This is a genomic window from Agarivorans sp. QJM3NY_29 (assembly GCF_050870835.2).
In the GTDB taxonomy this organism is placed as follows: domain Bacteria; phylum Pseudomonadota; class Gammaproteobacteria; order Enterobacterales; family Celerinatantimonadaceae; genus Agarivorans.
Window position 1 is genome coordinate 2750327 of sequence record NZ_CP194036.2, and the last position, 20109, is coordinate 2770435.

The window sequence follows — 20109 nt, forward strand, 5'->3', positions numbered from 1 at the left end:
AATAATTCTTCTTAATCAATTCTTACCGGTGGGGGCGCAAGTACTTCACGATTACCATTGTGTCCAGGCGCACTGACAATACCCTGCACTTCCATTTGTTCAACGATCCGCGCTGCACGGTTATAACCTATCTTAAATTTACGTTGTACGCCCGACACCGAGCCTCTGCGCGTTTCTGTCACATGCATCACCGCTTGATCAAACAAGGTATCAAGCTCTTCATCTGAATCAGCCACTTCCCCGGGGAGCATTGCATCCGGTCCAGCTTCACCATTCAAAATTTCATCGATGTAGTTTGGTTCACCACGCGCCTTCCAAGCGGAAACCACCGCATGTACTTCATGGTCATCGACAAACGCACCATGCACACGGGTAGGGACTCCAGTACCTGCTGGTAGATAGAGCATATCGCCCATCCCGAGTAACGTTTCTGCTCCCTGTTGGTCAAGAATGGTTCGAGAATCAATACGACTCGAAACTTGAAAAGCCATTCGTGTTGGGATATTCGCTTTAATTAGACCAGTAATCACATCCACCGAAGGACGTTGAGTCGCTAATATTAAATGGATACCCGCCGCCCGCGCTTTTTGGGCAATTCGAGCAATCAGTTCTTCTACTTTTTTACCAACAATCATCATCATGTCGGCAAATTCATCAATCACGACCACGATATGCGGCAGCTTTTCTAATAAGGGCGCCGTTTCGTCCATACTATCACCAGGTTTCCACAGCGGATCAATGATCGGGTTTCCTGAATTGATGGCATCAACAACTTTCTGGTTGAAACCCTTAAGATTACGTACGCCCATAGCCGACATCAGCTTATAACGGCGTTCCATTTCTCCAACACACCAACGCAGTGCATTGGCCGCTTCTTTCATATCTGTCACAACTTCTGAGAGCAGATGCGGGATCCCTTCATAGACCGACAACTCCAGCATTTTAGGATCGATCATAATCAAACGAACATCGTCTGGTGTCGACTTATACAACAAGCTAACGATCATCACGTTAACCCCAACCGATTTACCAGAACCAGTGGTTCCCGCAACTAACAGGTGCGGCATCTTAGCCAAATCAACCACCACTGGTTGGCCCGCAATATCCTTGCCTAGTACCATCGTTAACGGAGATTTAGATTGATGGAATACGCTGCTATCAACCACTTCACTCAAATAAACAATTTCTCGATAACGATTGGGGAGCTCCAAACCAATCACCGACTTGCCGGGAATCACCTCCACGACTCGTACGCTAATGGCCGACAAGGCTCGGGCTAAGTCTTTAGACAAGTTGGTGATTTTACTCACCTTAACCCCCGGCGCCAAATCCAACTCGAAACGGGTAATCACCGGTCCTGGATGCACAGCCACAACGCTTGCTTGAATATTGAAATCCAGCAGTTTAGCTTCCACCAGCCGCGATACTTGATCTAATTCTTCTGCGGAAATTGGATTCTGTTTCTTGTCGGGCCTATCTAACAAGTTCATATCAGGCAATGGGCTTAAACGAGGCTGAGCGGGTTTAGACTTAACCACCTCAGCAGCCGTGGAAGGTTGATTGGTCATTGGCTGACTTGATTCAGTAAAAGGAATTTCTGGCATCGGCTCTGGGGGGCTCTGATCCAGGATAACACTCGGAGGGTCAACGGCTTCAGCTTCATAAGCAAACTCCACTTCTGCTTTAGCTTGGCTCAATTGCTCCTCGAAATCATCATCAAGATTAAAATGTGGCTCAACAGCGTGTAAAGATCCCTCGGTGACGGTGTCCAATGGCTCTTCAAAGCTCTCTTGCTGGGCAGTTTCACTGTCATCGAGAGGGTTAATAGCAGCTTCTTCTAGCTCTGGTTTACGCAAAGGCGCTTGATAAGTCTCATTGGTCGATTCATCCGCGGCAAGCCGTGATTGTTTGCGACCGCTAATTCGTTTCGGTAAATGAATCAGATTGGTAAACACTGAGCCTAAGCCCTCACCCAACAACTCAACAAACTGAACCCATGAAACACCTGTAAACAAGGTAATACTACCCGCAAATACGGCCAATAAAATAATGCTAGTACCCAATAAACCGAAGGTCGGGATCATTAACTGAGTGAAAATATCTCCCACTAAGCCTCCTGATGAAAAATAATAAAAATCGTCAATATGAATGCTCGCTAAGGTCGTTAAGCTGGCGAAAGTGAAAATGAAACCAATAAGGCGTAAGCCTAAAGTAAAAAAATCAACTTGGGCTATCGGACAGGGCCGCCAGAATAGCGCCCATGCTAAAAAGCCACAAACCAAAGGTACGCTATAGGCAATGAATCCAAAACTAAACAGCAGTAAGTCAGCAAACCATGCACCGGAGCTTCCCGCGGCATTGGCAATGCTTTGTTGAATAGCCGTTTGCGACCAACTTGGATCACTTGGGTCAAAGCTTAACAAGGCGACCATTAGGTATACTCCTAGCGCCCCCATAGCAATTGCGCCTACTTCGGCAATTCGGGCAAAACCAGACAATCTATTGTCTGTCATATCTGTCACAAGCGTTCCCTTGAGCTAATACCAACTTAAATAATACTCGAATCATTTTAACAGTTAAAAATCGATAATCACGGCTTTAAACATCGGACAATTGAACTCTCCGCTCACTTCCATCTCAGCCTTATCCTTATTGGTTTCGCGAACCATTTTGTTGACCATCGGCTTATCCTGAAGGATATAAATAAATCCAATTAAAATTTATCTTTGACTAAAAAACAAAACAAGCGGCTAAGCCGCTTGTTTTACTTTACCAAAAATGAATTGGAGGGGGAAACCGCTCGCTTAGTTTTTAATGACTAATCGATTGCTTTGCTTCACTTCTTCCATCACAACATAGGTACGGGTGTCGTTAACACCAGGTAAACGCAATAAGGTTTCACCTAACAACTTACGATAAGCGGACATGTCAGCTACACGTGTTTTCAATAGATAATCGAAATCGCCTGAGACCAAATGACACTCTTGGATTTCTTCAAGTTGTTGTACCGCATGGTTAAACTGTTCAAACACATCCGGAGCGCCACGATTCAAGGTGATTTCAACAAACACTAGCAGCGAGGCGTCTAAGTATTGTGGATTCAGAATTGCTGTATAACCGCAAATATAACCTTGACGCTCTAAACGTCGAACTCTTTCTAAACAAGGCGTAGGGCTTAATCCTACACGTTTCGACAATTCCACATTTGATATGCGGCCATCTTTTTGCAACTCATTAAGTATGTTGCGATCAATACGATCCAGTTCCTTCATTGGTCGACCTTTTGCTTCCATTAGTGGTAATACGTTTATTGTCCCTAAATATCTAAGTTATACCTGACTGTTTATGCATTAAAACTGGCAGTCATTGCATATGTTATGTGTTTATCCATTCCCACATAAATAAGTCATTACAACCAAGATACGGAGCTAAAACCCAAGTGAACAGACTTTTTTAAACTTTTGTTTTACGCCCGAGCATTATTTATTCCACAAAATTCACCGACTATCAAGTAAAAAGCCGAATTAATAGCTAGATAAATACGCATATCCATATAAAGTTTTATTATTTGCTGGAATTATATAAGCCGATTATGCTGCATCCATGAAAATATAGCTTTGCGTCCAACAGCATATTTTACGTAATTAGCGCTTGATATTGAGATTTACACCCTCATATTTTAAGCAAGAACTATAAGGAATGATAACCACCATGAGTAATGCGAATCACCACCAACTAATTATTCTTGGCTCCGGCCCAGCCGGTTACACCGCTGCCGTATATGCAGCGAGAGCCAACCTCAATCCGGTGCTTATTACTGGGATCCAACAAGGCGGTCAGCTGACAACCACCACCGAAGTTGAAAACTGGCCTGGAGATGCAGAAGGTTTGACCGGACCAGTGTTGATGGAACGGATGCAAGCGCATGCAGAAAAATTTGATACGGAAATTATTTTCGACCATATCAATCAAGTGGATTTTCAAACAAAGCCTTATAAATTGAAAGGCGACAATCAACAATACACTTGTGATTCGCTCATCATCGCCACAGGAGCTTCTGCCAAATACCTTGGCCTTCCCTCCGAAGAAGCCTTTAAAGGTAAAGGCGTGTCTGCTTGTGCCACTTGTGATGGCTTTTTCTATCGTAATCAAAAGGTCGCTGTAGTGGGGGGGGGAAACACGGCTGTTGAAGAGGCACTCTATCTAGCGAATATTGCCTCTGAAGTGCATCTTATTCATCGCCGTGAAGAATTTCGTAGTGAAAAAATCCTCACCAAGCGTTTAATGGATAAAGTAAACAATGGCAACATTGTGTTACACCTCAATCAAACCCTAGATGAAGTATTGGGTGACGAGATGGGCGTGACTCATGTTCGTACCAAGCAAGTTCAAGATGGCAGTACCCAAGACATCGAAGTCATGGGCGCCTTCATCGCCATTGGCCATCAACCCAATACAGGCATTTTTGAGGGTCAATTGGCAATGAAAGACGGTTATCTCAAAATTCAGTCTGGCACCGAAGGAAATGCCACTCAAACCAGCATTCCGGGAATTTTTGCGGCTGGTGATGTCGCTGACCACATCTATCGTCAAGCGATTACCTCTGCAGGCGCAGGCTGTATGGCGGCCTTAGATGCTGAGCGTTACTTAGATAGCTTAAACGACTAAGCACTAGTTTATTCTCGCGACACCTTAAATTTAAAGCCGATAATCTTATCGGCTTTTTCATTTTGCCTTTTAAATCAAGTTTCTTGATAATCAACCACAAATCACTTCAGATAAAAAGAAACTTGTGCAGGCCATATTACTTGACACCGATAGCCCCTTTCCCGCAGTTAACCTTGCTTTAGATGATCCCAATGGCTTGTTAGCTATCGGTGCGGATCTAAACCCAACACGATTAATTTCGGCCTATCACCATGGTATTTTCCCTTGGTTTAATGAGGACCAACCCGTGTTATGGTGGAGTCCAGACCCGCGAATTGGCCTAAATTTATCAATGCATACCATCAATAAAAGTATGCAAAAATTCATCCGTAAAACCCCCTTACGAGTCACAATCAACACCAGTTTTGAAGCGGTGATTCGCAACTGTGCAGCGCTACGCGCCAATGAAACATGGATAAACCCCAACATGATAGAGGCTTATCTTAAACTTCATCAATTAGGACATGCTCACTCGGTTGAAGTGTGGCATCAACAACATTTGGTGGGTGGTTTATATGGCATCGCTGTCGGCAGTATGTTTTGCGGCGAATCAATGTTTCATCTAGAGAGTAACGCCTCCAAGCTGGCCTTTCATTTATTTTGCTACCATTTTAAATATTGGGGCGGCAGTTATATTGATGGACAGGTTGAAAATTCCCATTTACTTAGCCTCGGAATGCAAAACCTACCGCGGGCACAATTTATAACCAAGCTCAACCTAGCAAAATTGGACCAAATTAGTTCACAGTGCTGGTACCCGCAGGAACTAAAGCAATGCAATTACCCTTAGGCCTAAGCCAAGTAACGCCCTGCCCCTATTTAGCTGAGCAACAAGAACAGCTATGTTTTGCGCTTTGTTCTAAACCAGAAAAGCAAGCCTATTACCCACAGCTCATTGAATTAGGTTTTAGGCGTAGCGGGCAAGAGCTGTATCGACCCCATTGCAGCGGCTGCCAGGCCTGTCAGTCCCTAAGGGTCGATGTGAATGCCTTTATACCATCACGCTCCCAAAAACGCGTCCTGAGCAAAACCAAAGATCTTCAGCTGGTATGGAGTAAACATTTAAGTAATCTTGATTACTGCTTATTTGAGCGTTACATCGAAGCGCGCCATCGTGACGGTAGCATGTACCCCACCAGCGAAGCCGCATTCCATCAATTTTTAAGCTGTGATTGGGCAGACACCCAATACTTACGTCTATATCAAGGCGACAGATTGCTTGCATTATGTGTAACCGATGTTTTCACTGATGGTTTGAGTGCCGTTTACACGTTTTTCGAACCCGAGCTGGCGAGCTTATCGCTCGGCTCTTTGGCTGTATTAAAACAAATTGAGCAAGCAAAACAACAAAAACGCAGATGGCTTTACCTTGGATACCAAGTGGATGATTGCAGAAAAATGAGCTACAAACAAAATTATACCCCGCATCAACGCTTTATTAATGATAAATGGCAATAGTTTTGGAGGATAAACTTTACACAAGGCGCTAAATCTGGCATTCTCCCAGCGTTTTTATAAGTGCGTGTCAAACAGAGGACTCAATGGCGAAAGAAGACAATATTGAAATGCAAGGCACAGTGTTAGACACCTTGCCTAACACAATGTTCCGTGTAGAACTAGAAAACGGACATGTTGTTACTGCCCATATTTCTGGCAAAATGCGTAAGAACTACATCCGCATTCTTACCGGGGATAAAGTTACGGTTCAATTAACACCGTACGACTTGTCAAAAGGGCGCATTGTTTTCCGCGCGCGCTAAACCGCTAATTACTCAGAGCAAGTAATTATTAAAAAAGCCAGCATTTAGCTGGCTTTTTTGCCTTCAACTCATTCAGACTATACCTCTGCAACCACATCTTCATATTGAAAATCTAATTGGCCATCTTTCATGGCAATATCAACATGCCCTCCATGATTAAGACGTCCAAATAAGATCTCATTTGCCAAGGGTTTGCGTAGCTGTTCGCGAATCACTCTTGCCATTGGTCGAGCGCCCATTGATTTATCGTAGCCCTGCTCCGCCAACCACAAACGAGCTTCTGTATTCACCTCCATTGAGACACCATTCGCGTCTAACTGCGCTTGTAGTTCAACAATAAACTTATCGACAACCTGTTCAATAATTTGTTCATCCAAGTGATTAAACCAAATGATATTGTCTAAGCGGTTTCTAAACTCAGGCGCAAATATCCGATTAATTTCGGCCATGGCATCGAAGCTAAGATCTTGTTCTTTAAAACCAATACTTGAGCGATGGGTTTCTTTAACACCTGCGTTACTGGTCATAACCAAGATAACATTGCGGAAATCAGCATGACGCCCGTTATTGTCGGTTAAAGTACCGTGATCCATGACTTGCAATAGCAAATTAAACACATCTTCATGCGCCTTTTCGATTTCATCCAACAAGATCACACAGTGAGGATGTTTAAATACTGCGTCAGTTAATAAACCACCTTGATCAAAGCCGACATAACCAGGAGGCGCACCAATCAATCGGGATACCGCATGCCGCTCCATATATTCGGACATATCAAAACGAATTAATTCAACCCCAAGAGCCTTTGCTAACTGCTGAGTAACTTCGGTTTTACCAACCCCAGTCGGCCCGGCAAATAAGAATGAGCCAACTGGTTTTTGCTCTGCCCCTAAACCGGAGCGATTAAGGCGAATTGCATCGACCAATACATCAATCGCAGGGTTTTGACCAAATACCACCATCTTCAAGGTTTCGTTTAAATTTCGGAGTACTTCTCGATCGGATGAAGAAACTTTCGCCTCAGGGATCCGAGCGATTTTGGCCACAATGGCTTCAATATCACCGGCACCAATGGTTTTTTTACGTTTACTCACCGGCAACATACGCATACTCGCGCCAGCCTCGTCGATAACATCAATTGCTTTATCGGGTAAGTGACGCTCATTGATGTACTTAGCCGCTAATTCTGCCGCGCTACGCATCGCTTGCTTGGTATAACGAACCTCATGATGCGCTTCATAACGACTTTTCAAGCCCATCAAGATTTTGGTTGTATCCTCAACGCTAGGCTCAACCACATCTATTTTCTGGAAACGTCGCGCTAAGGCGCGATCTTTTTCAAAAATCTGATTATATTCTTGGTACGTTGTAGAACCCACACAACGTAACAAACCATTACTAAGCAATGGCTTAATCAGATTAGCTGCGTCCAACTGCCCACCAGATGCCGCTCCAGCGCCAATAATGGTATGGATTTCATCAATAAACAAAATCGCATTCTCGGCGTTCTCGAGTTGCTTCAATAAGGACTTAAAGCGTTTTTCGAAATCCCCCCGATACTTGGTTCCTGCCAATAAAGAACCGATATCTAAAGAATAAATGGTGGCATCTTTAATAACATCAGGCACATCTTCATGTACAATTCGATAAGCCAAGCCTTCGGCGATTGCTGTTTTACCCACGCCAGCTTCCCCCACTAACAGCGGGTTATTTTTACGACGACGACATAACACTTGAATAGTTCGAGATAACTCCTGATCACGACCAATTAGTGGATCAATTTTACCTTTTAGCACCAACTGATTGAGGTTGCTGGCAAAATTTTCTAGCTGTTTGCTTTCCTCTGATTGAAGGTCACTCTCAACAGCTCCCTGCTCTGCATCAGATTCATCTTCTTTACGGATCCCGTGAGAGATATAATTAACCACATCAAGTCGGCTAATATCAGCTTTTTTCAGAAAATAAACCGCCTGACTCTCTTGCTCACTAAAAATAGCGACCAAAACATTAGCACCACTAACTTCACTATTCCCAGAAGATTGCACATGAAAAACAGCACGCTGTAAAACACGTTGAAATCCTAAAGTAGGCTGAGTTTCACGCTCACTATCATCTTCTGAAATAACAGGCGTTGTTTGTTCAATAAAGCTACTCAATTCTTGAGTCAATTGGTTAAGATTAGCGCCACAAGCCACTAAAGCTTCTTTTGCTGAGGCATTTTCTAATAAACCCAACAACAGATGTTCAACGGTCATAAATTCATGTTGTTGTTGTCTTGCTTCTTTAAATGCTTGATTTAAAGTTTGTTCCAACTCTTTGTTTAGCATGCATAGGCCCCCTACAGACAATCAATACTACTTAGCTATGCTTTCTCCATGGAACACATCAGAGGATGGTCATTTTGCTTTGCATAACGATTTACTTGGGCAGCTTTGGTTTCAGCTACTTCTGCCGTAAAAATCCCACAAACTCCTTTTCCTTTATAATGAATGGTTAACATCACTTGAGTTGCTTGGTCTAAATCCATATTAAAATACAACTGCAACACTTCGATAACAAACTCCATTGGAGTATAGTCATCATTATTCAAAACCACCTTATACATTGGTGGTGGTTCGGTAACACTTTTGGCTTCTTTGGTTATTTCTTCAACATCCAGCCAGTCAGATAATTTGGTCATATGAAACTATAGTCTTAAAAATGCGTCTCTGTTTTCAACATAACTGCTTTGAGTTAACAACGCTAGTAGAAAAACTCATTGAAAACTTGACTGTAGTAAATATTTTACTAGATTGTTACACAGCTGACTTGAAAAAGTGTCGCAATTGACCAATCAAGTGAGTCTGGTAGGTAAATTTTATAGGGAAATGTCGTATGCCAAGCGGAACAGTTAAATGGTTTAACAACGCAAAAGGATTTGGTTTTATTTGCCCGGATACAGGCGGTGAAGATATCTTTGCCCACTATTCGACAATTCAAATGGAAGGTTACCGCACGCTAAAAGCTGGTCAACCCGTTCAATTTGAAACACAACAGGGACCAAAGGGTAGTCACGCGGTAAGCATCGTATTCGATGAGAGTCAAAACTAAAACCGCGCCAAGCCAAGAAAAAAACAAATGCCAGTCATCTAGACTGGCATTTTATTTTGCGCTAACAAATATATGATTATTTGCTCATCTCACAAAAAAGGCCAACAACCGATGCAGGCCTTTATATATACTGTGTTAAATCAACGTTTAGCGAAGATCATCGATGATCGCATTGAAGCTAAGACTTGGACGCATCGCGGCAGATGCTTTGTCAGTATCTGGTAAGTAATAACCATCAAGGTCTACACCTGATCCTTGTACTGAGTTTAACTGTCCAATAATCACAGATTCATTGATAGTCAACTTATCGGCAAGTTCTGAGAACGTAGCCTTTAGCGAAGGATCGGTATCTTGTTCAGCTAAACATTGAGCCCAATATAAACTCAGATAGAAATGACTGCCTCGGTTATCTAACTCTTTCACCTTACGTGATGGTGATTTATTTTTATCCAAGAAGATACCGGTGGCCTTGTCTAAGGTACTCGCCAATACGCTCGCCTTAGCATTGTCACTCACTTGGCCTAAATGCTCCAGTGACGCCGACAGAGCAAGAAACTCACCCAGAGAATCCCAACGTAGGTGATTTTCTTTGGTAAACTGTTGCACATGCTTCGGTGCCGAACCACCAGCCCCAGTTTCAAATAATCCGCCACCATTCATTAAGGGCACGATTGACAACATTTTGGCAGAAGTACCTAATTCAAGGATCGGGAACAAATCCGTTAAGTAATCACGCAACACATTACCAGTCACCGAAATAGTATCTAAGCCCTGCTTCACTCGTTCTAATGAATACAAGGTTGCTTCATCAGGAGACATGATTTGAATATCCAAACCACTCACATCATGCTCAGTTAGGTAGGTTTCAACCTTGGCAATCAGTTGAGCATCGTGAGCACGAGCACTATCTAACCAGAAAATTGCCGGCGTATTGGTTAAACGAGCACGATTAACCGCCAGTTTCACCCAATCACGAATGGGCGCATCTTTCACCTGACACATTCTGAAGATATCACCTTGATTGACCACTTGGCTCAGCAAGACTGTCCCATCATCGCTGACCACCTCAACCTTACCGCTAGCAGGAACCACGAAAGTCTTATCGTGCGAGCCATATTCTTCAGCTTTTTGTGCCATCAAGCCCACGTTAGCAACCGAGCCCATGGTGGTCGGATTGAATGCACCATGTTGTTTACAAAAATCGATAGTTTGCTGATAAATACCGGCATAACAACGATCAGGAATAACTGCTTTAGTATCTTGCTGCTGACCTTCGCTATTCCACATTTGACCAGAAGCGCGGATCATGGCTGGCATCGACGCATCAATAATCACATCACTTGGTACATGAAGGTTGGTAATCCCCTTATCCGAGTCAACCATCGCTAAGCTAGGACGCTGTGCGTACACCGCAGCGATAGCCGCTTCTATCTCGGCCTGTTGAGTACTATCTAAGTTTTTGATTTTTGCGTAAACGTCGCCTAACCCATTACTAACATCGACGCCCAACTCGTCAAATAATTCACCATATTTAGCAAATACGTCTTTAAAGAATACTTTCACCACGTGACCAAAAATAATTGGATCAGAAACCTTCATCATGGTGGCTTTCATATGCAATGAAAACAGTACGCCTTTCGCTTTAGCATCTTCAATTTCAGCTTCAATGAAAGAAGCGAGTTCGGCAACATTGAGCGCGGCGGCATCAATCACTTCACCCTCGAGTACCGGAAAAGCATCTTTCAAAACAAGCGCTTCACCCGCATCTGTTTTCAATTGAATAGACACCGAACCGGCTTGCTTAATGGTGGTAGACACTTCGCTACCATAGAAATCCCCTTGGCTCATGCTCGCCACATGGCTTAAGGAGTCTTTTGCCCACGCGCCCATCGAATGCGGGTTGTTACGTGCGTATTGTTTCACCGAGCCCGGTGCTCTGCGGTCAGAGTTCCCTTCACGTAATACTGGATTAACCGCACTGCCTTTCACTTTGTCGTATTTAGCTTTAGCAGTTAGTTGCTGCTCATTGCTTGGCTCTTCAGGGTAATCGGGCAAATCGTAACCTTGCGCCTGAAGCTCTTTTATCGCCGCTTTTAACTGCGGGAGCGAAGCACTAATATTGGGCAATTTAATGATATTGGCTTCTGGTTGGTTCGCCAACTCGCCTAATTCAGCCAAGGCATCAGAAGTCTGTTGTTGTTCAGTTAAGCACTCTGGGAAGCTAGCAATAATACGAGCAGCTAAAGAAATATCACGAGTTTCAACGAGCACACCAGCGGCGTTGGTAAACGCTTGTACTATAGGTAATAGTGAGTAAGTGGCTAAGGCTGGCGCTTCGTCCGTTAAGGTATAAATAATCTTTGACGTCATGTCGATCCCTAAAGTTGTGGTTGCTTTCACCGCGGCTATCACTGGTTAATCGCTCTAGTCCGCGCGCTAGTTAACAGTGACCAACAACATACGATAATCTCGCAGCTGTGGGCTAACCGGCCGATAATTCGGAAAAAATAATAAACCATTTACAAACGCATTAACATTGTTTTGCTAGTGGTCGTTCCAATAGCTGTTACAATTGCCCTATGAAAAATACCAATCCCGCGTCTAAGCCACGCCGTTTCAAACGAAAGGTTGACTCAAAATCAACAAAAACCTTAAACGGGCCGCGCCGTTTAGTGCTATTTAACAAACCCTTTGATGTATTAAGCCAATTTACCGATGGGCAAGGCCGACCCACTTTAAAAGACTATATTGACATCCCCGATATTTACGCTGCGGGTCGCTTAGATAGAGACAGTGAAGGCTTATTGCTACTCACCAACGATGGCAAACTGCAGCACCAGTTGGCAGATCCCAAAAATAAAACCAATAAAACCTATTGGGTACAGGTAGAAGGCTCCCCCTCTGAGAAGGACTTAGATAGACTAAGGAAAGGTATCCATCTAAAAGATGGGGCCTGTCGACCGGCCAAGGTCAAGCTCATTAACGAGCCAGATTTATGGCCACGTAATCCACCGGTAAGAAAACGCTTAACGATTCCGACGACATGGTTAAGCATGACGATTCAAGAAGGCCGTAATCGGCAGGTTCGGAGAATGACCGCAGCAATCGGTTTTCCAACTTTACGCTTGATTCGCTATCAAATTGGTCGCTATACCTTGGCAGGAATAAATAACGGCGAATACCAGCAGCTAATTGATGAGCAAATAGCTTAGCTAGACTGGCGAAATGCTGTTTTCATCACAGAATTTCTGGTAGAATTTGCCGCAAATTTTTCCCAAAGATTTAACATGAATTCAAACAACACTAAAAAAGTGATTGTCGGTATGTCCGGCGGTGTCGACTCTTCCGTTTCAGCCTACTTGCTGCTTGAACAAGGCTACCAAGTTGAAGGCTTGTTTATGAAAAATTGGGAAGAAGACGACAACAGTGAGTATTGCGCGGCGGCAGAAGATTTAGCCGACGCTCAAGCAGTCTGCGACACATTAGGCATTAAACTTCACACGATTAATTTTGCCGCGGAATATTGGGACAATGTATTTGAACATTTTCTCGAAGAGTACAAGGCTGGTCGAACCCCCAATCCTGATATCATGTGTAACAAGGAAATTAAGTTTAAAGCCTTTCTGGAATTTGCCGCCGAAGAATTGGCCGCCGATTACATCGCCACCGGCCATTATGTACAGCGACGCTTTCAAGATGGACATTGGCAAATGTTAAGAGGCTTAGACAGCAATAAAGATCAAAGCTATTTTTTGTATACCCTAGAAGAAAAGCACATTGCCCAAACACTATTTCCGGTTGGAGAGATAGAAAAACCTGAAGTACGACGCATTGCCGAACAACAAGGTTTAATCACAGCCAGCAAAAAAGATTCAACCGGGATCTGCTTTATCGGTGAACGTAAATTTACTGATTTTCTATCGCAATACTTGCCCGCTCAACCGGGAGACATTGAAACCTGTGAAGGTAAAGTCATTGGCACCCATCAGGGCTTGATGTATCACACCTTAGGCCAACGAAAAGGCTTAGGCATTGGTGGCACTAAAGATGGTGATGAGAATCCTTGGTACACCGTTGATAAAGACATTGAACGTAATGTCTTGATCGTTGGACAAGGTCATGACCACCCACGCCTTAAATCCAAAGCCTTAATTGCCGGGCAAATACACTGGGTCGATCGTCTGCCTCTCACCGAAGAGCTTCGCTGCAGCGTTAAAATTCGCTATCGACAAATAGATGTGCCCTGCACCCTCAAACCGATCAGTGACGATGAAATAGAAGTATTGTTTGATGAACCGCAAATTGCAGTGACGCCCGGACAATCGGCGGTCTTCTATCTCGATGAGGTCTGTTTAGGCGGAGCGATTATTGAACATAAAATTGGCCTATAACAACCATGAGTAGTCAACTATCTAACCGAGTGATTGCCTTTGCTGGAATTTGCCAAGCCGCCAAGTTAGTTCAAGATGTGGCGCGCACCAGTAGCTGCGAAGAAGCCGACTTAAGTACCAGTTTAAAAAGCATTTTGGTGACCGATCCTCAACAAACAATTGAAGTATTCGGCGACCTAAGCCAAATTAAGCTGGGCTTAAGCGTGATGAATGCCCAATTGAATAGCTCACAACAACAACGTAACTCTGAGATCACTCGCTATCTCGTGAGTATGCTCGCTCTAGAACGACGCCTGCAAAAGCGTCCTGACCTAATGCATATGATGGGAGAGCGGATCAGTCAACTTGATCGCCAACTACAACATTTTAGCTTGCTTGAGCAACAGGTCTTGGGCGGCATTGCTGATATTTATAGCGATATTATTAGCCCCTTAGGTCCGCGGATCCAGGTCGCAGGGAACGTTAGCTACCTGCAACAGCCAGTTGTACAACACAAAGTTCGCGCTTTATTACTGGCAGGCATTCGCGCTTGTGTATTATGGCGTCAACTGGGCGGTCAACGTCGCCAACTTATATTTTCACGAAAAAAATATTTACAGCAAACCACACAACTTTTAAACACCATTGATTAGTTAATTTAGGAGATCACCATGGAACTGTCTACCTTGACAGCCATTTCCCCGATAGATGGACGCTACGGGGACAAAACTCTTGAACTGCGCAGTATTTTCAGCGAATTTGGCTTAGTAAAATACCGAGTACGAGTAGAAATTCGCTGGCTACAAAAGCTAGCGGCGCAGCAGAATATTGCTGAAGTACCTGCTTTTTCTCAACAAGCTATCGCGTTTTTAGAGCAAATAAACGACAATTTTAGTGAAGCTGATGCTGCTCGCGTAAAAGAAATCGAACGCACCACTAATCATGATGTGAAAGCCGTTGAGTACTTTTTAAAAGAAAAAGTGGCAGCGAATACCGAGCTAAATGCGGTTTCTGAATTCATTCACTTTGCTTGTACTTCAGAAGACATTAATAACTTATCTCACGCGCTGATGCTCAGTGAAGCGCGCCGCGAAGTCCTCGTCCCCTATTTACAACAGCTAATTGATGCCATTACTTCCCTAGCCAAGGAACTACGCGATACGCCTTTACTATCACGCACTCACGGCCAACCCGCGTCGCCTTCCACCATGGGTAAAGAAATGGCTAACGTGGTAGCGCGTTTACGTCGCCAGTTAAAGCAGATCGAAGCTGTCGAGATTTTGGGGAAAATCAACGGCGCGGTGGGTAACTACAACGCGCACGTATCGGCCTACCCAGAAGTCGACTGGCATCAATTTTCGGAAGAGTTCGTCACCAGTTTGGGGATCCAGTGGAACCCCTACACCACTCAAATTGAACCTCATGATTACATCGCCGAACTTTATGATGCAATTGCCCGTTTCAACACCATCTTGTTAGATTTCGACCGCGATATCTGGGGTTACATTTGTCTTGGCCATTTCAAGCAAAAAACTATTGCCGGTGAAATTGGCTCGTCTACCATGCCACACAAAGTGAATCCGATAGATTTTGAAAACTCAGAAGGTAACCTAGGCATTGCGAACGCTTTATTTGGTCATTTAGCGGCCAAACTACCAGTTTCACGCTGGCAGCGTGACCTCACCGACTCAACGGTTTTACGTAACCTTGGAGTAGCAATGGCTTACTCGTTAATTGCTTACCAAGCGACCCTTAAAGGCGTGAGTAAGTTGCAAATTAACGAAGCTAACCTACTCAGTGATCTAGACCATAACTGGGAAGTATTAGCCGAACCAGTACAAACGGTAATGCGTCGCTACGGCATTGAAAAACCTTACGAGAAGCTCAAAGAATTGACCCGCGGTAAGCGAGTTGACGCAGAAGCGATGCGCGTGTTCATCGATGGTTTAGAGATGCCAGAAGCCGCTAAAGATGAATTGAAAAAGCTCACCCCTGCCAACTACATTGGCGAAGCAGTAAAATTAGTCGACCAATTATAAGTCGCACAACCAGCGTTGGCGAAAAACAACAATAAGGTTCAGTTTTTCGCCAGCTCTCATACAGATACAAAAAAGCAGCCTAGGCTGCTTTTTTTCACTTAGCTATTGGACTTAAACATTTAAACCTTGGCTGTTTAAGTACTCTTCATAAGTACCGTGGAAGTCAACAATCCCCTCGGGTTTCATTTCAATCACGCGAGTCGCAAGGCTTGAGACAAACTCTCGGTCATGACTTACAAAAATCAACGTCCCCGGATAATTTTCCAAGGCCAAGTTTAATGACTCAATGGATTCCATATCCAAGTGGTTAGTCGGCTCGTCCATCACCAAGATATTTGGTTTTTGTAAAATCATTTTACCAAATAACATTCGGCCTTGTTCCCCACCGGAAATCACCTTCACCGATTTATGAATATCATTTTGCGAAAATAATAAGCGTCCTAAAGTACCACGGATCACTTGCTCATCATCCCCTTCTTTACCCCATTGCCACATCCAATCAAGTAAAGTTTTATCGTTTTCAAAATCAGCAGAATGATCCTGAGCATAATAACCAAGCTGGGCATTTTCAGACCACTTTATATCACCGTCAAAGTCAGTATCACCCACTAAACACTTAAGCAAAGTCGTTTTACCGATACCATTCTGGCCAATAACGGCTATGCGTTCACCAACCTCAACCATCAGGTTTAAATCTTTAAACAAATTTTGCTCGTAAGATTTCTCTAAACCTTCAACCTGTAAAGCCAAGCGATGCAACTTTTTCTCTTCTTCAAAGCGAATATATGGGTTTTGACGGCTAGACGGTTTCACTTCAGCTAACTGAATTTTATCTATTTGCTTAGCACGAGAAGTCGCTTGCTTAGATTTGGACGCATTGGCAGAGAAACGGCTCACAAACGTTTTAAGCTCGGCAATTTGCGCTTTCTTCTTGGCATTATCAGATAACATTTGATCGCGAGCCTGAGTGGCTGCAGTCATGTATTCATCGTACGAGCCAGGGAAAGTCCGTAATTCACCGTAGTCTAAATCGGCCATATGAGTACAGACACTATTCAAAAAGTGGCGGTCGTGCGAGATGATAATCATGGTACAGTTACGCTCGTTGAGCACACCTTCCAACCAACGAATCGTATTAATATCCAAGTTGTTGGTTGGTTCGTCGAGTAGCATGATATCCGGGTCGCCAAATAGAACTTGAGCCAGCAATACCCGCAATTTCCATCCGGGAGCTACCTCACTCATTGGCCCGTAGTGCTGTTCGATTGGGATACCAACACCGAGCAACAATTCTCCAGCGCGAGCCTCGGCGGTATAACCGTCCATTTCAGCAAATTCGGCTTCTAATTCGGCGGCTCGTATACCATCTTCTTCAGTCATATCAGGATTGGCATAAATCGCATCACGCTCCGATTTCACCGACCATAGCTCTTCATAGCCCATAATCACAGTGTCGATCACTGCGCATTCTTCATAGGCAAACTGATCTTGTTTCAGTTTTCCGATCCGCTCATTGGGATCTTTAGAGACATTTCCCGAACTCGGCTCTAAATCTCCCCCCAAGATCTTCATAAAGGTAGATTTACCGCAGCCATTGGCGCCGATAAGACCGTAGCGATTGCCTTCGCCAAATTTAACTGAAACATTTTCAAACAAAGGCTTAGCGCCAAATTGCATGGTGACATTAGAAGAAGTAAGCAATGTAAAAAATTCCGCTTAGTTAGGTTACGCCGAGCCAATTACACTGCGTAACAAGAGTGCTAAAAGTTTGGTCGCGTATTATGCCACAATTTGTTCAAACACTGCACATATAACGACACGGCTCACAAAAACTTCCGTTGTGAGCGGGATAATTGCTGTTGTTTTAAGCGAACAAATGACTAAAACTCGGCTTTATATGACGGCTTAAGCAATTTCCATTATGCTAAGTTATTACTCGAACATTTAGGACAACCACCATGTCTGCAACTATCGACTCATCTCAACTTGCCACGATTCAACAATATGACAGCGAGCGCCGTTATCAATATTTACTGAAACAAGTGAAAAACCATAATCAACTGTGGATCTTAATCGACCAAGATGGTTGTGTGATGCTGAACTCAGATGAGGAAGACTGCGTTCCGGTATGGCCGAACAAAGAATTTGCCGAGGCCTGGGCCACAGGCGAATGGGAGCATTGTACTGCCGAGGCCATTTCTTTAAATAAATGGCGAAGCCGCTGGACCGAAGGCCTCAGCAGCGACGAATTGTATATCGCGATATTTCCCAACGATCTCGAAGAAGGCCTTATCCTATCGCCCGATGAGTTTGACCAGGCCTTACACAATGCCCGCTAATTGTTAGCTGCAGCCCTTGAATCAATTCACGGCCAGCCTTGTGTGTGTTTCTTGATTAATTCACAAAACATCGCTACATGCTCAGGGCTATCATTTAAAGCTGGAATATATTGATACTGCTTGCCACCAGCATCGAGAAACTCATCTCGCAACTCGCAGGATACTTCTTCAATGGTTTCTAAACAGTCAGCGGCAAACGCCGGAGAAATCACATCCACCGAGGTTACTCCCTGCGCTGCCAATTGACGCAGTAACTGGTCTGTATAGGGTTGGATCCAAGGATCTTTACCAAAACGCGATTGGTAACATAAACGCCACTGGTGCTGTTTTAAACCGAGCGCAGCGGCAACCTTAGCCGCAGTGTCTTCACATTGTTTAGGATATGGGTCACCATTACGCGCGTATCGTTCTGGGATCCCGTGAAATGAAAATAACAATACCTCCGCTCTCTCGCTAACCTCCCAATGCTGCAGAATAGAGTTTGCTAACGCTTGAATATAGGCAGGTTCAGCATAATAGTCTTTAACGGTTCGAAGCTCCGGCAGATTATAGCTATTGGCTAAGGCACGATGATAGGCATCATTGACAGACGCGGTAGTGGATACTGAATATTGTGGATACATCGGTAATAACAATACCTTTTGGTGACCAGATGCGACAACATCGTGTACCACTTGTTCAATGTAAGGTTCGCTATAACTCATTGCCAAGTACACCTCATACTCTGCATTCAGTTTAGCCGCTACTTTTTGTTGAATTTGCTCACTAATCACCTGTAAAGGTGAACCATTTTTCAGCCAGATTTGTTGGTATAACTTAGCGACTCGTCGTGAGCGAAGCGGTAAAATAACGCCATAAAGTAAGGGTAACCATAATAATTTGGGTAAGTTAACGACTCGTTTATCGGCTAAAAAGCGCGCCAGAAATTTTCGCACTGCTCGCGCTGTTGGCTGCTCTGGAGTCCCCAAATTCACCAAAATAACCGCACATTTTAATTCTTTATCTATTTGCGCCATTAAGCTCTTCCTCTAGTCATCAGCACTCAGTGTATGGTATTTATGACCATAAAAAAAAGCGGCAAAAGCCGCTTTCTCATCAAGTGTTCGAAATTCAATCAAGTAATTCGACTAATTGCTTGCTAATCGCTTCAACCGACTGGGTGCCGTCCAATTTGAAGTACTTACTGTTACCTTGTTCAGCTTCTTTCCCATAGTAGCTAACCAAAGGTTTAGTTTGCTGATGGTAAATCGCTAAGCGGTCACGAACGATACTTTCTTCGTCATCGGGACGGATCACTAAATCTTCACCGCTGACATCATCTTTACCTTCCACTTTCGGTGGATTATAAACAATATGATACACCCGTCCGCTACCTGGATGAACGCGACGACCACTCATGCGTTTTACGATTTCTTCGTCTGCCACATCAAACTCAAGTACTGCATCAATACTAATCGCAGCTTCTTTCATTGCATCAGCTTGCGGAATGGTGCGAGGAAAACCATCCAAAAGAAAACCTTTTTTGCAGTCGTCTTCCAAAATACGTTCTTTTACTAGGCCGATAATCAGCTCATCAGAGACCAGTTGTCCAGCGTCCATGACTTCTTTGGCTTTAATGCCTAAGGGGGTGCCTGCTTTTACCGCTGCCCGCAGCATGTCACCAGTAGAAATTTGGGGGATGCCGTAACGCTCCATAATAAACTGTGCTTGGGTACCTTTGCCCGCACCAGGTGCGCCTAAAAGAATGATACGCATAATCTGCTATTCCTTGGTCTAGTTTTATCGTGCTTATTTTTAAGAAAAG

The 20109-nt window shown here is 44.0% G+C and carries 18 protein-coding genes; 10 read left to right on the plus strand and 8 right to left on the minus strand.

Annotated elements, in window-relative coordinates; translation table 11 throughout:
• Positions 1-11 precede the first annotated feature (11 nt).
• Both ACRRS0_RS12540 and lrp read right to left on the minus strand, forming a co-directional pair.
• Entirely contained in the window at positions 12-2513 is a 2502-nt protein-coding gene (locus ACRRS0_RS12540; RefSeq protein ID WP_432452862.1) for a DNA translocase FtsK, read from the minus strand.
• 291 nt (positions 2514-2804) lie between these two features.
• Complete coding sequence (gene lrp / locus ACRRS0_RS12545; RefSeq protein WP_432452861.1) at positions 2805-3293, minus strand: leucine-responsive transcriptional regulator Lrp; 489 nt, start codon at positions 3291-3293, stop codon at positions 2805-2807.
• Between the two features lie 418 nt (positions 3294-3711).
• Between lrp and trxB the strand changes: the two genes are divergently transcribed.
• The 4 genes from trxB to infA all read left to right on the plus strand — a co-directional run bounded on the left by trxB (position 3712) and on the right by infA (position 6467).
• The gene (gene trxB / locus ACRRS0_RS12550) at positions 3712-4668 is read left to right on the plus strand and encodes a thioredoxin-disulfide reductase (protein WP_432452860.1); all 957 of its coding nucleotides are present in this window, start codon (positions 3712-3714) and stop codon (positions 4666-4668) included.
• Positions 4669-4792: 124 nt separating this feature from the next.
• Positions 4793-5497, plus strand: coding sequence for a leucyl/phenylalanyl-tRNA--protein transferase (gene aat, locus ACRRS0_RS12555; protein WP_432452859.1), 705 nt, complete (start codon positions 4793-4795; stop codon positions 5495-5497).
• Positions 5482-6165 carry an arginyltransferase gene (locus tag ACRRS0_RS12560; RefSeq protein ID WP_432452858.1) on the plus strand — a complete coding sequence of 228 codons (684 nt, stop codon included), beginning with the start codon at positions 5482-5484 and terminating at the stop codon, positions 6163-6165. The genes aat and ACRRS0_RS12560 overlap by 16 nt, the downstream gene beginning before the upstream one ends.
• Before the next feature lie 83 nt (positions 6166-6248).
• A complete protein-coding gene (gene infA, locus ACRRS0_RS12565; RefSeq protein WP_016401030.1) occupies positions 6249-6467 on the plus strand; it encodes a translation initiation factor IF-1 in 219 nt (72 codons plus the stop codon).
• Between the two features lie 77 nt (positions 6468-6544).
• Here infA and clpA read toward each other — a convergent pair whose 3' ends face one another.
• Positions 6545-8794, minus strand: coding sequence for an ATP-dependent Clp protease ATP-binding subunit ClpA (clpA, locus tag ACRRS0_RS12570; protein WP_432452857.1), 2250 nt, complete (start codon positions 8792-8794; stop codon positions 6545-6547).
• 35 nt (positions 8795-8829) lie between these two features.
• Positions 8830-9147: an ATP-dependent Clp protease adapter ClpS gene (gene clpS, locus ACRRS0_RS12575; RefSeq protein ID WP_432452856.1), complete on the minus strand. Its 318-nt coding sequence runs from the start codon at positions 9145-9147 to the stop codon at positions 8830-8832.
• Between the two features lie 194 nt (positions 9148-9341).
• Between clpS and cspD the strand changes: the two genes are divergently transcribed.
• Positions 9342-9557 (plus strand): cold shock domain-containing protein CspD, encoded by a 216-nt coding sequence (gene cspD, locus ACRRS0_RS12580; RefSeq protein WP_432452855.1) that lies wholly within the window; start codon positions 9342-9344, stop codon positions 9555-9557.
• 147 nt (positions 9558-9704) lie between these two features.
• On the opposite strand, the gene ACRRS0_RS12585 is transcribed toward cspD, so the two are convergent.
• Complete coding sequence (locus ACRRS0_RS12585) at positions 9705-11927, minus strand: NADP-dependent isocitrate dehydrogenase (RefSeq protein ID WP_432452853.1); 2223 nt, start codon at positions 11925-11927, stop codon at positions 9705-9707.
• 209 nt (positions 11928-12136) lie between these two features.
• On the opposite strand from ACRRS0_RS12585, the gene ACRRS0_RS12590 reads away from it, so the two are divergent.
• From ACRRS0_RS12590 to purB, 4 genes are all read left to right on the plus strand, one after another.
• Positions 12137-12769, plus strand: coding sequence for a pseudouridine synthase (locus tag ACRRS0_RS12590; RefSeq protein ID WP_432452851.1), 633 nt, complete (start codon positions 12137-12139; stop codon positions 12767-12769).
• A 75-nt stretch (positions 12770-12844) separates the two neighbouring features.
• The gene (gene mnmA, locus ACRRS0_RS12595) at positions 12845-13948 is read left to right on the plus strand and encodes a tRNA 2-thiouridine(34) synthase MnmA (protein ID WP_432452850.1); all 1104 of its coding nucleotides are present in this window, start codon (positions 12845-12847) and stop codon (positions 13946-13948) included.
• Positions 13949-13953: 5 nt separating this feature from the next.
• Positions 13954-14580 carry a high frequency lysogenization protein HflD gene (hflD, locus tag ACRRS0_RS12600; RefSeq protein ID WP_432452848.1) on the plus strand — a complete coding sequence of 209 codons (627 nt, stop codon included), beginning with the start codon at positions 13954-13956 and terminating at the stop codon, positions 14578-14580.
• Between the two features lie 18 nt (positions 14581-14598).
• Complete coding sequence (purB, locus tag ACRRS0_RS12605) at positions 14599-15966, plus strand: adenylosuccinate lyase (protein WP_432452846.1); 1368 nt, start codon at positions 14599-14601, stop codon at positions 15964-15966.
• A 111-nt stretch (positions 15967-16077) separates the two neighbouring features.
• Here purB and ACRRS0_RS12610 read toward each other — a convergent pair whose 3' ends face one another.
• Positions 16078-17667, minus strand: coding sequence for an ABC-F family ATPase (locus ACRRS0_RS12610; protein ID WP_432452844.1), 1590 nt, complete (start codon positions 17665-17667; stop codon positions 16078-16080).
• Positions 17668-17924: 257 nt separating this feature from the next.
• On the opposite strand from ACRRS0_RS12610, the gene ACRRS0_RS12615 reads away from it, so the two are divergent.
• Positions 17925-18305, plus strand: coding sequence for a DUF2750 domain-containing protein (locus ACRRS0_RS12615; protein ID WP_432452843.1), 381 nt, complete (start codon positions 17925-17927; stop codon positions 18303-18305).
• A gap of 26 nt (positions 18306-18331) precedes the next feature.
• Here ACRRS0_RS12615 and hemH read toward each other — a convergent pair whose 3' ends face one another.
• Together hemH and adk are read right to left on the minus strand one after the other, a co-directional pair.
• Positions 18332-19321, minus strand: coding sequence for a ferrochelatase (gene hemH, locus ACRRS0_RS12620; protein ID WP_432452842.1), 990 nt, complete (start codon positions 19319-19321; stop codon positions 18332-18334).
• Positions 19322-19415: 94 nt separating this feature from the next.
• Positions 19416-20060, minus strand: a complete 645-nt coding sequence (gene adk / locus ACRRS0_RS12625; RefSeq protein WP_432452841.1) for an adenylate kinase — start codon at positions 20058-20060, stop codon at positions 19416-19418.
• Between the last annotated feature and the right edge of the window lie 49 nt (positions 20061-20109).

Coding starts and splice junctions, on each gene's coding strand:
- clpS (WP_432452856.1), bottom strand. CDS start 9,147: ATGACCAAATTATCTGACTGGCTGGATGTTGAAGAAATAACCAAAGAA.
- lrp (WP_432452861.1), bottom strand. CDS start 3,293: ATGGAAGCAAAAGGTCGACCAATGAAGGAACTGGATCGTATTGATCGC.
- ACRRS0_RS12560 (WP_432452858.1), top strand. CDS start 5,482: ATGCAATTACCCTTAGGCCTAAGCCAAGTAACGCCCTGCCCCTATTTA.
- cspD (WP_432452855.1), top strand. CDS start 9,342: ATGCCAAGCGGAACAGTTAAATGGTTTAACAACGCAAAAGGATTTGGT.
- hflD (WP_432452848.1), top strand. CDS start 13,954: ATGAGTAGTCAACTATCTAACCGAGTGATTGCCTTTGCTGGAATTTGC.
- mnmA (WP_432452850.1), top strand. CDS start 12,845: ATGAATTCAAACAACACTAAAAAAGTGATTGTCGGTATGTCCGGCGGT.
- purB (WP_432452846.1), top strand. CDS start 14,599: ATGGAACTGTCTACCTTGACAGCCATTTCCCCGATAGATGGACGCTAC.
- ACRRS0_RS12615 (WP_432452843.1), top strand. CDS start 17,925: ATGTCTGCAACTATCGACTCATCTCAACTTGCCACGATTCAACAATAT.
- adk (WP_432452841.1), bottom strand. CDS start 20,060: ATGCGTATCATTCTTTTAGGCGCACCTGGTGCGGGCAAAGGTACCCAA.
- infA (WP_016401030.1), top strand. CDS start 6,249: ATGGCGAAAGAAGACAATATTGAAATGCAAGGCACAGTGTTAGACACC.
- hemH (WP_432452842.1), bottom strand. CDS start 19,321: ATGGCGCAAATAGATAAAGAATTAAAATGTGCGGTTATTTTGGTGAAT.
- ACRRS0_RS12585 (WP_432452853.1), bottom strand. CDS start 11,927: ATGACGTCAAAGATTATTTATACCTTAACGGACGAAGCGCCAGCCTTA.
- clpA (WP_432452857.1), bottom strand. CDS start 8,794: ATGCTAAACAAAGAGTTGGAACAAACTTTAAATCAAGCATTTAAAGAA.
- trxB (WP_432452860.1), top strand. CDS start 3,712: ATGAGTAATGCGAATCACCACCAACTAATTATTCTTGGCTCCGGCCCA.
- ACRRS0_RS12540 (WP_432452862.1), bottom strand. CDS start 2,513: ATGACAGACAATAGATTGTCTGGTTTTGCCCGAATTGCCGAAGTAGGC.
- ACRRS0_RS12590 (WP_432452851.1), top strand. CDS start 12,137: ATGAAAAATACCAATCCCGCGTCTAAGCCACGCCGTTTCAAACGAAAG.